This window comes from Bacteroides sp. 2_2_4 (assembly GCF_000157055.1).
Lineage (GTDB): Bacteria > Bacteroidota > Bacteroidia > Bacteroidales > Bacteroidaceae > Bacteroides > Bacteroides ovatus.
This window is the reverse complement of record NZ_EQ973362.1, coordinates 309,232-324,883: the sequence shown is the minus strand read 5'-3', so window position 1 is coordinate 324,883 and position 15,652 is coordinate 309,232. Positions and strand designations below refer to the sequence as shown.

The 15,652-nt window shown below is 42.4% G+C and carries 9 protein-coding genes and 1 pseudogene; 9 read left to right on the top strand and 1 reads right to left on the bottom strand.

From position 1 onward, the window contains the following. Positions 1 to 2 precede the first annotated feature (2 nt). Positions 3 to 617 carry an FKBP-type peptidyl-prolyl cis-trans isomerase gene (locus BSCG_RS09890; RefSeq protein ID WP_004299631.1) on the top strand — a complete coding sequence of 205 codons (615 nt, stop codon included), beginning with the start codon at positions 3 to 5 and terminating at the stop codon, positions 615 to 617. A gap of 352 nt (positions 618 to 969) precedes the next feature. On the opposite strand, the gene BSCG_RS09895 is transcribed toward BSCG_RS09890, so the two are convergent. Then, on the bottom strand, positions 970 to 2,004 hold the full coding sequence (locus tag BSCG_RS09895; protein ID WP_008776503.1) for a LacI family DNA-binding transcriptional regulator: 1,035 nt from the start codon (positions 2,002 to 2,004) through the stop codon (positions 970 to 972). Between the two features lie 179 nt (positions 2,005 to 2,183). Here BSCG_RS09895 and BSCG_RS09900 point away from each other — a divergent pair, with 179 nt between their 5' ends. The 8 genes and pseudogenes from BSCG_RS09900 to BSCG_RS09935 all read left to right on the top strand — a co-directional run bounded on the left by BSCG_RS09900 (position 2,184) and on the right by BSCG_RS09935 (position 15,633). Then, entirely contained in the window at positions 2,184 to 3,116 is a 933-nt protein-coding gene (locus BSCG_RS09900) for an aldo/keto reductase (RefSeq protein ID WP_004309617.1), read from the top strand. 15 nt (positions 3,117 to 3,131) lie between these two features. After that, positions 3,132 to 4,055: an amidohydrolase family protein gene (locus BSCG_RS09905; RefSeq protein ID WP_008776502.1), complete on the top strand. Its 924-nt coding sequence runs from the start codon at positions 3,132 to 3,134 to the stop codon at positions 4,053 to 4,055. A gap of 38 nt (positions 4,056 to 4,093) precedes the next feature. Beyond that, the gene (fucP, locus tag BSCG_RS09910; RefSeq protein ID WP_032849598.1) at positions 4,094 to 5,386 is read left to right on the top strand and encodes an L-fucose:H+ symporter permease; all 1,293 of its coding nucleotides are present in this window, start codon (positions 4,094 to 4,096) and stop codon (positions 5,384 to 5,386) included. 25 nt (positions 5,387 to 5,411) lie between these two features. After that, positions 5,412 to 6,428: a zinc-binding alcohol dehydrogenase family protein gene (locus tag BSCG_RS09915; RefSeq protein WP_008776500.1), complete on the top strand. Its 1,017-nt coding sequence runs from the start codon at positions 5,412 to 5,414 to the stop codon at positions 6,426 to 6,428. Between the two features lie 295 nt (positions 6,429 to 6,723). Continuing rightward, positions 6,724 to 8,322, top strand: coding sequence for a glycoside hydrolase 43 family protein (locus tag BSCG_RS09920; RefSeq protein ID WP_032849613.1), 1,599 nt, complete (start codon positions 6,724 to 6,726; stop codon positions 8,320 to 8,322). Positions 8,323 to 8,418: 96 nt separating this feature from the next. Then, entirely contained in the window at positions 8,419 to 11,004 is a 2,586-nt protein-coding gene (gene xyl3A / locus BSCG_RS09925) for a xylan 1,4-beta-xylosidase (RefSeq protein WP_008776498.1), read from the top strand. Positions 11,005 to 11,436: 432 nt separating this feature from the next. After that, positions 11,437 to 13,163, top strand: a pseudogene (locus BSCG_RS09930) (glycoside hydrolase family 43 protein). A 25-nt stretch (positions 13,164 to 13,188) separates the two neighbouring features. Then, on the top strand, positions 13,189 to 15,633 hold the full coding sequence (locus BSCG_RS09935) for a TIM-barrel domain-containing protein (RefSeq protein WP_008776495.1): 2,445 nt from the start codon (positions 13,189 to 13,191) through the stop codon (positions 15,631 to 15,633). Positions 15,634 to 15,652 lie beyond the last annotated feature (19 nt).

Here is a 15,652-nt window from a genome sequence, read left to right as displayed (position 1 = left end):
GAATGAGTAAAAAGATCTATTTATTCTCCTTAGTATTGCTGGCTCTTGCATTCACTGCTTGCAGTGAAACGGAAGAGACGGGCAAATATGATAACTGGCAGGCACGTAATGAAGCTTTTATAGATTCAATAGCCAATGCTCATGCAAATACCGCTACACGTGGTCAGTTGGATTCTATTCATATGATTGCATATCCTGGAGTTCCTATCTATTTTAAAAAGAAAACTCCTGTGGGAGATGGGGTGATTCAAAATATTATCCCGCGGGCAACAGATGAGGTTACTGTATATTATAAAGGTTCTTATATCATTTGGGGTAATACTGGTGGTTATGTTGATAAACAAGATAACTTTATAGGGGAAGCGTTTGATGGCTCTTTTACTGAAGCGAATCCTAGCATTGATTTTTCAAGAACTGCGAACTTAACAATTAATGGGCTTGTGACTGGTTTGTCAGAGGTATTGCAACGAAGAAAAATTGGTGAACGTTTGGAAGTGTATGTTCCATGGAAATATGGTTATGGTAGTAGTGATTATACTCCAAAAGGTTCTTCGATTACTATTTTAGGTTATTCAACTTTAGTATTTGATATTCAAATGTTAAAGTGCGAAAAATAATCACTTATTATCATTTGGAATTTATTAAAATAAAGTTCCCTTATTCTAATCCTATTTCATCTATGGCAAAGGATAGAATAAGGGAGCTTATTATTAATATAGCATTGGTTTAGATATGATTTTTATTCTATGAATTATTTCTAAAACTGAAGTATTTCATATATTGTATTTCTACCAGGAGTAATACCATGGAAATTCTTATCTGCAGGTAAGTCATATCCTATAGGATTGTTCCATTTATCCCATACAATAGCTTGATTTGCATTCTTTTCATTTTCATCATCAATCCATAATCCTCATTGTCATGATGTCGTTTGACTACTCCTTATGTTTTTGTTCCTTCTTGCTTATATTACAGAAGATTACATTTTTGATTTTTTATACTACTCTCCCTAATCTGCAAATGTGTTGGAATCGTCACCTGCTTGATAGTCTTATCTCCTTTTATCTGATCGATAAGTAGTTGGCAGGCAGTTTCTCCCATTTTATAGGTCTGATGTGATACTGCTGATAATTTCGGTTCCACATAATTAGCATGCTGCTCGTCTGTATACCCGATGATTGCCACATCATTCGGAATCCGGAGGCCATGGTTTTTGATAACTTCCATTGCTGCGAAAGCCAATGTATCATTCATGGCAAGAATAGCATCCGGAGGCTGTGGAAGTGACAGTAAAGTTTCTGTGGCAATCTTGCCTTCCTCATAATCAATCTTCCGGCAGACTACCAGCTCTTTTTCGATGGGAATACGATTCTCACGCAAGGCTTCCAGATAGCCGTGCTTTCTTCTCTTTACAATATCCAGATGATTGGCCCCTCCGATAAAAGCTACCCGCTCGCTTCCATTATCCAGGAGATGTTGTGTAGCCATCTGTGCGGATTGTGCCCCGTCTGCTATCACCGATGAAAATTGGTCGGTCAGGCAAACACGGTCGAACAGGATAAGTGGCATATTAATGTCTTTCAAGGCGGAGATGTGGGAGAAATCGGTTGTTTCTTGAGACAGACAGGCGATGATGCCTTCCACGCGCATATTGACCAGATTCTCAATGTTTCTTTTTTCGTGCTCGTAAGACTCATGCGAGGTCGTGATAATCACGAAATATCCGTTGGCAATAGCCATATTCTCTATTCCATTCAGAATTGATGCAAAGAAATGAGTGACAATATCCGGAACGATCACTCCGATGATACGTGGTGCATTTTTCCGCAGGCTCATGGCAAAAGGATTGGGGCGGTAGTTCATCTCTTTAGCCAGTGCCTTTGCTTTGGCGCAAAGTTCACGGCTGATTTCCGGACTATCTTTTAGTGCCCTGGATACAGTAGGAATCGATACCCCCAATGCTTGGGCGAGATCTTTGAGTGAAGTATGTTTCCGGTTTTCCATTTGAAAGTCTGCAACTTAGATTCTTTTTACAAAGAAAGCACATTCCCGGAAAATTAAAAGCATCTGAAGCAATATTTTTTACGTAAACCGTTACGTTGGTTTTTCGACCGCTCTCTGCTGCACTGAAACTATTACTGACCTATTTTTGTCGCATACAAAATGATTTAAAACCTAAAAGTATGCAATACCATGAAATCGGAAAGACAGGGATGAAAGTATCATCTCTTAGTTTTGGAGCTTCTTCTTTGGGAGGAGTTTTCCATGATTTGAAAGAAAAAGAAGGCATTCAGGCTGTGTTTACCGCTGTTGAGGCAGGAATGAACTTTATCGATGTGTCTCCTTATTACGGACATTATAAAGCGGAAACAGTTTTAGGGAAGGCGCTAAAAGATCTTCCTCGCGACCGTTATTACCTTTCTACCAAAGTGGGACGTTATGGAAAAGATGGAGTGAACCTGTGGGATTACTCTGCAAAACGTGCGACGGAAAGTGTGTATGAGAGCATGGAACGTTTGAATATAGATTTTATCGATCTGATAAATGTACACGATGTGGAGTTTGCCGATTTGAATCAGGTAGTTAATGAGACTCTGCCTGCTTTGGTTGAGTTGCGTGAAAAAGGAGTGGTAGGACATGTTGGAATTACCGACTTGCAACTCGAAAACTTGAAATGGGTAATCGACCATTCACCAAGCGGTACGATTGAATCTGTGCTTAGCTTCTGCCATTATTGCTTGTGTGATGATAAATTAGCAGACTTCCTGGACTACTTCGAATCCAAAGAAATCGGCGTGATTAATGCTTCTCCGCTTTCAATGGGACTGTTGAGTGAACGTGGTGTTCCTGCCTGGCATCCGGCTCCCAAACCCTTGGTAGAGGCTTGCCGTAAAGCAATGGAACATTGCAAAGCTAAGAATTATCCGATTGAGAAACTGGCTATGCAGTTCTCCGTCAGCAATCCTCGTATAGCAACGACTTTATTTAGTACAACTAATCCGGAGAATGTGAAAAAGAACATCGCTTTCATCGAAGAACCTATTGACTGGGAACTCGTTCGAGAAGTACAGGAGATTATCGGAGAGCAGAAACGTGTAAGTTGGGCAAACTCATAAAACAGCGTCATTCGTATGGACTATACAATTATTGATGCGCACGCCCATCTGTGGTTACGGCAGGATACTGTTGTGGACGGATTGCCTATCCGGACTTTGGAAAATGGCCGTTCGGAATTTATGGGAGAAATCCGGCAAATGGTTCCGCCCTTTATGATAGACGGAGTGAATAGCGCGGAAGTTTTTCTTTCGAATATGGACTATGCGCAAGTGGCTGCGGCTGTCATTACCCAAGAGTTTATTGACGGTATTCAGAATGATTATTTGTCGGAAGTCGTTTCCCATTATCCCAACCGTTTCTTTGTTTGCGGAATGTGTGAGTTCCGCAAACCTGGATTTCTGGAGCAGGCGAAAGAGCTTATAGCCAAAGGTTTTAAGGCTATAAAAATACCTGCCCAACGCTTGTTGTTAAAAGAGGGACGGGTAATGCTGAATAATGAGGAAATGATGCAGATGTTTCATTCTATGGAAGAACGGAATGTCATGCTCTCCATCGATTTGGCTGACGGAGCAACACAGGTTCCCGAAGTGGAAGAGATTATTCAGGAATGTCCCCGCCTAAAAATAGCTGTCGGGCACTTCGGAATGGTGACACGTCCGGACTGGAAAGAACAAATCCGCCTGGCACGTCATCCCAATGTGATGATTGAATCCGGCGGAATCACCTGGCTTTTCAATGATGAATTTTATCCTTTCAAAGGAGCAGTGAAAGCCATTCGGGAAGCGGCGGATTTAGTTGGCATGGAGAAACTGATGTGGGGATCGGACTATCCGCGCACCATTACAGCAATCACTTACAAGATGTCATACGATTTTGTGGTGAAGTATTCCGAGTTGACGGAAGAGGACAAAAGACTCTTTTTGGGAGAAAATGCCCGGAACTTCTATGGATTCACGGATCTCCCCGTACTTCCTTACATCAAGAACATGTCCGAATGATGGAGAAAACATCCTTATCGTAAAACTAGATTTATACCATGAAAAAGAATACATATACAATACCTTTAGCGTTAGTTTTCTGCCTTTTCTTTCTGTGGGCGATAAGCAGCAATCTGCTTCCCACAATGATCCGGCAATTGATGAAGACATGTGAACTGAATACCTTTGAAGCCTCCTTTACCGAGACTGCCTACTGGTTGGCTTATTTTATTTTCCCCATCCCCATAGCGATGTTTATGAAACGTTACAGCTATAAGGCGGGGATTATTTTCGGACTGGTATTAGCAGCAATCGGAGGCCTGCTTTTCTTTCCTGCCGCCATTTTAAAAGAATATTGGGCTTACCTCTGTATCTTCTTTATTATCGCTACGGGAATGTGCTTTCTGGAGACAGCTGCCAATCCGTATGTGACGGTTTTAGGAGCCCCCGAAACAGCTCCCCGCCGATTGAACCTAGCGCAGTCTTTCAATGGACTCGGAGCTTTTATCGCTGCCATGTTTTTGAGTAAGCTCATCCTTAGCGGAGCTCATTACACGCGAGAGACCCTTCCTGTAGATTATCCGGGAGGCTGGCAGGCCTATATCCAATTGGAAACGGATGCCATGAAACTTCCTTATCTGATATTGGCTATATTGTTGATTGCCATAGCTGTCGTCTTCGTCTTTTCAAAATTGCCGAAGATTGGGGACGAAGGAGAAACGGCTTCTTCTGATAAAACGACTTCTTTGGGTAAAACGAAAGAGGGCAGCCAGAAAGAAAAACTGATAGACTTCGGTGTATTGAAGCATTCACACTTGCGGTGGGGAGTGATTGCGCAATTCTTCTATAACGGCGGACAGACGGCGATAAACAGTTTGTTCCTGGTTTACTGTTGCACTTATGCCGGATTGCCGGAAGATACAGCGACTACCTTCTTCGGATTGTATATGCTTGCATTTCTTTTGGGGCGTTGGATCGGTACCGGATTGATGGTGAAATTCCGTCCACAGGATATGCTACTGGTTTATGCCTTGATGAATATTCTTTTGTGCGGGGCAGTGATGATATGGGGAGGTATGATCGGGTTATACGCAATGTTGGCTATCTCTTTCTTTATGTCTATAATGTATCCCACGCAGTTCTCATTGGCGCTAAAAGGACTGGGGAATCAGACAAAGAGCGGTTCGGCATTTCTGGTAATGGCTATTGTCGGCAATGCCTGCCTGCCACAGTTGACGGCTTATTTCATGCATGCCAATGAGCATATCTATTATATGGCCTATTGTGTACCGATGATTTGTTTTGTCTTCTGTGCATATTACGGCTGGAAAGGTTATAAAGTAATCGATTAATAAATTTATTTATCAAACATATCCAATGAAAGCAGTTCAAATTGTCAATCCCTCCGAAATGAAGGTGGTTGAACTGGAAAAACCGACCGTTGGTGCCGGTGAAGTATTAGTAAGAATCAAGTATGTGGGTTTCTGTGGCTCCGACCTGAATACCTTTTTAGGACGTAACCCAATGGTGAAGTTACCGGTAATCCCGGGACATGAGGTAGGAGCGGTGATTGAGGAGGTTGGTCCGAATGTTCCGGCCGGCTTTGAAAAAGGGATGAACGTGACATTGAATCCATACACCAATTGTGGTAAATGTGCTTCTTGTCGTAATGGTCGTGTCAATGCTTGTGAGCATAATGAAACGTTAGGAGTGCAACGCAATGGAGTGATGTGCGAATATGCAGTTTTACCTTGGACAAAGATTATTCCGGCTGGTAATATCTCTCCTCGCGATTGTGCGTTGATTGAGCCGATGAGTGTCGGATTCCATGCGGTATCTCGTGCGCAGGTGATCGATAATGAATATGTGATGGTTATTGGCTGCGGTATGATTGGTATCGGTGCCATTGTACGTGCTGCTTTGAGAGGGGCAACGGTCATTGCTGTCGACTTGGATGACGAGAAACTGGAACTGGCGAAAAAGGTAGGTGCTTCTTATGTGATTAACTCCAAAACAGAAAATGTACACGAACGGATGCAACAGATAACGGAGGGCTTCGGTGCCGATGTCGTGATTGAAGCTGTCGGCAGTCCGATCACTTATGTAATGGCAGTGGATGAAGTCGGTTTTACAGGACGGGTCGTTTGCATCGGTTATGCCAAGAGTGAAGTAGCTTTCCAAACGAAATATTTCGTTCAGAAAGAACTGGATATCCGTGGTTCCAGAAATGCGTTACCTGCCGATTTCCGTGCCGTAATCAATTATATGAAAGAAGGGAATTGTCCGATAGAAGAACTGATTTCGAAGATAGCAAAACCGGAAGGGGCTTTGGAAGCTATGCAGGAATGGACGGCGAATCCGGGAAAGGTGTTCCGTATACTGGTTGAGTTCTGATAAGTTCTTGTAATAAGAATAGTTGTTGATACCTGTTGTTCGGGTATGTAATAAGTGAGAGGAGGCTGAATACAGTCTCCTTTCTTTGGGAGATAGGGTGATGTAACATGAGTAAATATAGATGTAACATTCTTCATTCGATATGTAGCATCACAAAGAAATCATGTAGCATGCTTTTAGCACTAGTTCTGTTTTCATTTCCTATTTTTGTGATGTAGAAGATAACAAGGAACATTTTAAATAATTAGCTTTCAAATAATAGATAATGTAGCCAGTTAATAAAAAAACGATGATTATGCTGAAAACAAAAATCAACACTATTCTGCTGTGTACTCTTTTTACATTGTTCTTCCCGCTATCAGCCGGAGCACAATACCGTAATCCTATTCTTTATGCTGACGTGCCCGATATGTCGGTGTGTCGCGCAGGCGATTACTTTTACATGGTTTCCACTACTATGCATCTGATGCCGGGAGCACCTATCATGCGTTCGCCGGACATGAAACATTGGGAAACTATCAGCTACGTATTTTCTCGCATTGACGATGGTCCTCGTTATGATTTGCTCGAAGGCACTGCTTACGGGCAAGGACAATGGGCATCATCTATCCGCTATCATGACGGTAAATTCTATGTCTGGTTTACAGCCAATGGCGCGCCCGGACGTGGGTTTGTCTATACTGCGACAGATCCGGCCGGTCCCTGGAAACTTCTTTCGCGTCCTCCGCATTTCCATGACGGTTCGCTTCTGTTTGATGATGACGGGCGGGTGTATCTCTTTCACAGTACGGGACAGCTTACGGAGTTGAAAACCGATTTGACCGATGTACTTCCCGGTGGCATCAATCAGCAAATATTTGAACGGGATGCTGACGAACAAGGGCTGTTGGAAGGTAGTTCCGTCATCAAGTATAATGGGAAATATTACTTGCTGATGATTTCTATGGATTGGAGTATTCCCGGCCGTCTGCGTCGTGAAGTATGCTATCGTGCCGATAAGATTACCGGACCTTACGAAAAGCGTGTCATTCTTGAAACGGAGTTTGACGGGCATGGCGGTGTTGGTCAAGGATGTATCGTAGACGGGAAAAACGGTGAATGGTACGGACTGATTTTTCAGGATCGTGGTGGCGTAGGGCGTGTGCCGTGTCTCATGCCTTGTACATGGACGGAAGATGGTTGGCCTATGCTGGGAGACAAGGATGGGCACATTCCGAATGATACCACTTTATCGTATATGTCAATGGATGGTATCTGCGGTTCGGATGATTTTTCCGCTTCCGGGCTTTCCCTCTATTGGCAGTGGAATCATAACCCCGTCGATCAGGCATGGAGTCTTACCGACCGTCCCGGATTTCTGCGTTTGAAAACCTCCCGTGTGGTAGATAACCTGTTTGTTGCTCCCAATACGTTGACCCAACGTATGGTAGGACCGAAATGTATGGGCACTGTCAGTCTCTCTCTGGGGGGGATGAAAGATGGTGACCGTGCAGGATTATCGGCTTTTAATGGTGACAGCGGTGTGCTTACGATTGAAAAGAACGGAAATAAACTGTCTCTTGTGATGAGTGAACAGAAAAGCGTGTTTGAGAAAACGAAGCGTGCCATTAGCCGTGTGGATATGACCGAACAAGCCCGTATACCTCTTAACAAAGAGCTTGTCTACTTGCGTGTGGAAGGTGACTTTACCAATGGACGGGATGAGGCTCGTTTTTCTTATAGTCTTGATGGGAAAGCATGGATACCTGTTGGTCTGCCTGTCAAGATGAAATTTGACTACACCCGTATGTTTATGGGCAGTAAGTTTGCCATATTTAACTATGCTACACGTTCTGTAGGCGGTTATGTAGATGTGGACTCTTTTGATTATTCGTTCTGTGATGCGTCAATGTAACAAACAAATATGTATTTGTAACCAATGAAACATTGTTTTATTGGAAAATAGGCTATTTTTGTTTCCAAATTAATCATAACTAATAAGTATAATATTATGAAAAGAGGTTGGATACCGATTATGGGTGTTTGTTTGGTGTTATCGTTTTCGGCATGTAAGCAATTGCTGCCTTACCAGGACACTTCTTTAACGGCGGAACAACGGGCGGAGGATTTGTTGCCCCGGTTGACTTTGGAAGAAAAAGTATCATTAATGCAAAATGCGTCACCTGCTATCCCTCGACTGGGAATTAAAGAATATGAGTGGTGGAATGAGGCGTTGCACGGTGTGGGACGTGCCGGATTGGCTACTGTTTTTCCCCAGTCTATCGGTATGGGAGCTTCTTTTAATGATTCATTATTATATGAAGTGTTCAATGCCACTTCCGATGAGGCTCGCGTAAAATCGCGTATTTTCGGTGAAAGCGGCGTGCTGAAACGCTATCAGGGATTAACATTCTGGACACCGAATGTCAATATATTCCGTGACCCTCGTTGGGGACGCGGTCAGGAAACTTATGGTGAAGACCCTTATCTGACAGGACAAATGGGAATGGCTGTAGTCCGTGGTTTGCAAGGACCGGAAGATGCCAGGTATGATAAGCTGCACGCATGTGCCAAGCACTTTGCCGTTCATTCAGGACCGGAGTGGAACCGGCATAGTTTTGATGCGGAGAATATAGATCCCCGGGATTTATGGGAAACCTATCTGCCTGCTTTTAAAGATTTGGTACAGAAAGCGCATGTAAAGGAAGTGATGTGTGCCTATAATCGTTTTGAGGGAGAGCCTTGTTGTGGCAGTAATCGCCTGTTGATGCAAATATTGCGGGATGAATGGGGATACAAAGGCATTGTAGTCTCTGACTGTGGAGCGATTTCCGATTTCTATAGACCGGGAACGCATGAGACTTACCCGGATAAGGAACACGCCTCGGCTGGTGCCGTGCGGGCAGGTACAGACCTTGAATGTGGAAGTGAATATGCTTCACTGGCGGATGCTGTAAAAGCCGGTTTGATTGACGAAAAAGAAATAGATATTTCATTGAAACGTTTGTTGACGGCACGTTTTGAACTGGGAGAAATGGACGAACAATCGGCTTGGTCGGAAATTCCAACCTCTGTCTTGAATAGTAAGGAACATCAGGCATTGGCTTTGCGTATGGCCCGTGAATCATTGGTGCTCTTGCAGAATAAAAACAACATCTTGCCTCTGAATACCCATCTGAAAGTAGCTGTTATGGGACCTAATGCCAATGACTCCGTGATGCAGTGGGGAAATTATAACGGTATTCCGGCACATACGGTTACCTTATTGGAAGCTGTCCGTGCCAAACTACCGGAAGGACAAATCATATACGAACCGGGTTGTGACCGTGTGGACGGAAAGACACTCCAAAGCCTGTTTGATGAATGTAGCATAAATGGTAAACCCGGTTTCTTGGCAGAATACTGGAATAATCGTAATCGTGAAGGGGAGGTCGTTGCCACCGATCAGATTTCAACTCCGTTCCATTTTGCAACGACAGGGGCTACTACCTTTGCTCCTGGGGTGGAGATAACAGATTTCTCGGCTCGTTATGAATCTGTCTTTCGTCCTTCGCAGTCGGGTGATGTTGCTTTCCGTTTCCAACTGGATGGTGAAGTGACTCTTATTATAGATAGTGAGCAAGTGGCTCGGAAAATATATGTTAAGAATCCGACGAACCTCTATACGTTACAGGCGAAAGCTGGAAAAGAGTATCATATCGAGATTTTATTCAAACAACGGAATGAAAGGGCTACACTTGATTTTGATTTGGGCAAAGAGGTAGGGATTGACTTGAACCTCGCAGTGAAGAAAGTAATGGATGCTGATGTGATTCTTTTTGCAGGTGGAATTTCTCCAAGTCTGGAAGGTGAGGAAATGCCGGTAGAAGTTCCCGGATTTAAGGGTGGTGACCGTACGGATATTGAACTTCCGGACGTTCAACGTGATTTGTTGAAAGCTTTGAAGAAGGCTGGTAAAAAGGTTGTCTTTATCAATTATTCCGGTTCAGCTATCGGATTAGTGCCCGAAACGACTACTTGTGAAGCGATTCTGCAGGCATGGTATCCGGGACAGGCGGGTGGTACAGCTATCGTTGATGCTCTTTGGGGAGAGTATAATCCCGGTGGACGCCTGCCGGTCACTTTCTATAAGGATGTGAATCAATTGCCGGACTTTGAAGACTATTCCATGAAGGGGCGTACCTATCGATATATGCAACAGCAACCACTTTTCCCATTCGGTCATGGGTTGAGTTATACTGACTTTACTTATGGAGAAGCTAAATTGAGCAAGAATACAATCGCCAAAGGTGAAAATGTAGTATTGACTATTCCGGTAAGTAATGTCGGGCAACGTGATGGAGAAGAGGTGGTTCAGGTTTATTTGAGACGTCCGGGTGATAAGGAAGGTCCCCGTTATACCTTGCGTGCTTTCAAACGCGTTCATATTCCGGCAGGGAAAACTGAATCAGTAGCTATTCCTCTTACCGGTGAGAACTTTGAATGGTTTGATGTAGAGTCGAATACGATGTGTCCGTTGGAAGGTACTTATGAATTACTGTATGGAGGAACTTCTGATAGAAATAAGTTGAAAACGATTGTAATGAACGTACAGTAATACCGCTTTGGAATTTTGTTTATTTTTACAGATAGACAATCCGGATTTATTTATTGAATGAATAAAGAAAGAACGACCTTGTTCCTTTAAAAGGAACGGGTCGTTTCTTTTAAACCAAGCCCCCGTTTCTTTTAAACCAATGGGGGCTTTCTTTTAAAGGAAAATGAATATTTGCTAATTATTGATATTCAGCATTTTATATGATGGAAGATAAAAGTGCTGAAATAATAGGTAATGTAGTTATTTATCTTACCATTTTTCTGTTTTTGGGCTTTTTGTTACATCAGAAAAGAATCATGTTACATGTCTGTGATAAATGTAACCTGTATATAGATGCCTGTATCATGATTGTACATATATGATAAAACCGAATCGATACATTTGCAAACACTACTATGGAACAGGAAATTATAGAAAATAAAAAGTGATAATATGAGAACATTAAAATTGATTTTGTCGAGCTGGCAATCCGTGGGGCTTGTCGTATTTATTATGTTGTTTTTTAATATGGAGGTGAGTGGCAAGGGTAAAATAACAAAAAATGCTCCTGTCTTTACGCAATTTATTTATCAGGGGGAGGATGCTATTTATCAAAACAATCCTTTAAAGCCGGGTGAGTTCTATAATCCTATTTTGCAGGGTTGCTATCCCGATCCGAGTATAACGCGGAAAGGTAATGATTATTATTTAGTGTGCTCATCTTTTGCTATGTTTCCCGGGGTGCCTATTTTCCATTCTAATGATCTGGTCAACTGGAAGCAAATCGGTCATGTGCTGGACAGAACGTCACAATTAAAGGTTGAAGATTGTGGTATTAGTGCTGGTGTATATGCTCCTGCTATAAGATATAATCCCAATAATGATACGTTTTATATGATAACCACTCAATTTTCCGGCGGCTTTGGAAATATGGTGGTAAAGACAAAGAATCCGGAGAATGGCTGGAGTGATCCGATCAAACTTCAATTTGAAGGCATTGATCCTTCTCTTTTCTTTGATGATAATGGCAAGGCATACGTGGTACATAATGATGCTCCTGCTAAAGCAAACGAGCGTTACTCGGGACACCGTGTCATAAAAATATGGGATTATGATGTGGAAAATGATAAAGTGGTTCCGGGAACGGACCGGATCATAGTAAACGGTGGCGTCAATATAGAAGAAAAGCCGATATGGATTGAAGCTCCTCATATCTATAAGAAAGATGGACGTTATTACTTAATGTGTGCGGAAGGAGGAACCGGAGGCTGGCATAGCGAAGTCATTTTTGTAAGTGATCATCCGAAAGGACCTTATCTTCCGGCAAATAATAATCCTATTTTGACTCAACGTTATTTTCCTGCAAATCGGGCGAATAAAGTAGACTGGGCTGGTCATGCAGACTTAGTGGAGGGACCCGACGGAAAATATTATGGTGTATTTTTAGGAATACGCCCCAATGAGAAGAACAGAGTGAATACCGGACGCGAAACTTTTATTCTTCCGGTGGACTGGAGCGGAACATTTCCCGTTTTCGAGAATGGGCTTATCCCTATGAAACCTACATTGAAGATGCCTTCGGGAGTAGAGAACCAAACAGGAAAAACGGTTATTTGCCTAGTGGCAACTTTGTCTTTAAGGATGATTTCTCCGATAAGACATTAGACTTTAGATGGATTGGTCTTAGAGGTCCTCGTGAAGAATTCGTTGATATGACCGATAAAGGATTGCGGATCGTCCCTTTTACCTCAAATATCAATGAAGTGAAACCTACTTCTACCTTGTTCTACCGTCAGCAGCATAATCAATTTACAGCGGCAGCAACCATGGAGTACAAACCGAAAAATGAGAAAGATTTTGCCGGTATAACATGTTATCAGAATGAAAGATATCACTATGTTTTCGGTATCACTAAAAAGGGAAAAGACTATTACCTGATGCTGCAAAGAACCGAAAAAGGACAAGCGAGTGTCCTGGGTGAGATGAAAATAGAAACAGAGAAACCTGTGACACTGCAAGTAACAGCCAATGGAGATGATTATCGTTTTAATTATTCGATTGATGGAAAGGTATTTATGAATTTAGGAGGAACCGTTTCCGGCGATATTCTTTCTACTAATGAGGCTGGTGGCTTTACAGGAGCAATGATTGGACTGTATGCAACATCTGTTGGTAATTAATTAGAAACCTTATTATTCTATAATTATGAAAATACATCATCTATTTTGGGGTATATGTTTATGCTTCAGTACAAATGTTTTATTCGCACAAAATTATCAGAAAACATCGTCGGGTATCAAGACCACAGTGAATGCAGTGGATATAGAAGTACAATTTTTTGCGCCTGCTGTGGCGAGGATAATAAAGTCTCCGGAAGGTGTTGCCTATGAAAAAGAGAGTCTTTCTGTAATTGCAAAACCTGAAAAGGTAAGTTTCAAAGCTGATATAAAAGATAATAAGATTGTATTGAATACCAGTGAACTAAGTGTCAGTGTGGACACCGGGACGGGAATTGTTTCTTATTTCTCAAAGGATGGCAAAGTATTATTGGCAGAGAAATCCGGTATGCAGTTTATCGATTTCGATGATGCCGGGACAAAAACTTATCAGGTTTATCAACCTTTTATATTAGATAAGGAAGAAGCCATTTATGGTTTGGGACAATTGCAAAATGGAAAGATGATTCAGCGGAACATGACTAAAAATCTGCTACAGGGTAACGTTGAAGATGTGTCACCTTTCTTCCAGTCCACCAAAGGATATGGTGTGTTTTGGGATAACTATTCGCCGACTCTTTTTACGGATAACGAAGTTGAAACATCTTTCCGTTCTGAAGTAGGTGACTGTGTGGATTATTACTTCATGTATGGGAAAAATGCCGACGGTGTTATAGCACAGGTACGCAACCTGACCGGGCAAGCGCCGATGTTTCCTTTATGGACTTATGGTTACTGGCAAAGTAAGGAAAGATATAAGAGTCAGGAGGAAGTGGTAGACGTTGTTCGTAAATATCGTGAATTGGGTATTCCTTTGGATGGCATTATTCAGGATTGGCAATATTGGGGGCATAACTATTTGTGGAATGCGATGGATTTTCAGAATCCGACTTTCAATAATCCTCAAAAGATGATTGAGGATGTCCATGCGATGAACGCACACATGGCTATATCTATCTGGTCGTCATTCGGACCGATGACTAAACCTTATAGAGAATTGGACAAAAAAGGGATGTTGTTTAACTTCACTACCTGGCCGCAATCGGGATTGGAGTCATGGCCCCCCAATATGGAATATCCTTCCGGTGTAAGAGTGTATGATGCTTACAATCCCGAAGCGCGTGATATTTATTGGAAATATCTGAATGATGGAATTTTCAAGTTGGGAATGGATGCCTGGTGGATGGACTCTACCGAACCCGACCATTTGGACTGGAAGCCGGAGGATATGGATACCAAAACCTATCTGGGTTCGTTCCGTAAGGTGCGCAATGCTTATCCGTTGATGACTGTCGGAGGGGTTTACGACCATCAGCGTGCAGTGACTTCGGACAAACGCGTGTTTATTTTAACCCGTTCCGGATTCTTGGGGCAGCAACGTTATGGTGCAAATGTATGGAGTGGTGATGTCGCTTCCACATGGGAGAGTTTTAGAAATCAGATTCCTGCCGGATTAAACTTTTCTTTGTGTGGTATGCCTCACTGGAATAGTGATATTGGTGGCTTTTTTGCAGGACATTATAATAAAAGCTGGAATGATGATAGTGCTTCAAAAAATCCATTGTATCAGGAGCTTTATGTGCGTTGGTTGCAGTTTGGAACGTTCAATCCGATGATGCGTTCGCACGGGACGGATGTTTATAGGGAAATCTATAAGTTCGGAAAGAAAGGCGAGCCTGTATATGATGCTATCGAGAAGATGATAGGTTTACGTTACTCTCTGTTGCCTTATATTTATTCTACTTCTTGGGAGGTAAGCAATCGTCAATCGAGTTTTATGCGCGCTTTGATGATGGATTTTGTAGATGACAGAAAGGTGTGGGATATCAATGACGAATATATGTTTGGAAAATCGATCCTTGTGGCTCCGATTACTCATGCACAATATACACCGGAAGCTGTGGTAAAAGTCTCCGAAGAAGAAGGATGGAACAGAAATGGAGCGAAAAAAACAAAAACTGACGCTGCTGTGGATTTCATGGAAACGAAATCTACTAACATATACTTACCGGCAGGAACGCTATGGTATGACTTCTGGACAAACGAGAAACATGAAGGCGGAAAGGAAATTACCAAAGAGACTACACTTGATGTTATTCCATTGTATGTAAAAGCGGGTAGTATTATTCCTGTCGGTCCACAAGTTCAGTATGCAACTGAAAAACCGTGGGATCATCTTGAATTGAAGGTGTATGCGGGTGCGAATGGAAACTTCATTTTATATGAAGATGAATTTGATAATTACAATTATGAAAAAGGAGCTTATACGGAAATTCCAATCTCTTGGAATAATATATCTCGTAAATTGACGATAGGGGCAAGAAAAGGTGCGTATGGGGGAATGTTGAAGAACCGTAAATTTACTGTAACTCTTCAGGACGGGACTCAAAAAAACGTCGATTATAATGGGAAAGCGATTTCTGTAAAGTTTTGATTGTAATAGAATGTGTGAT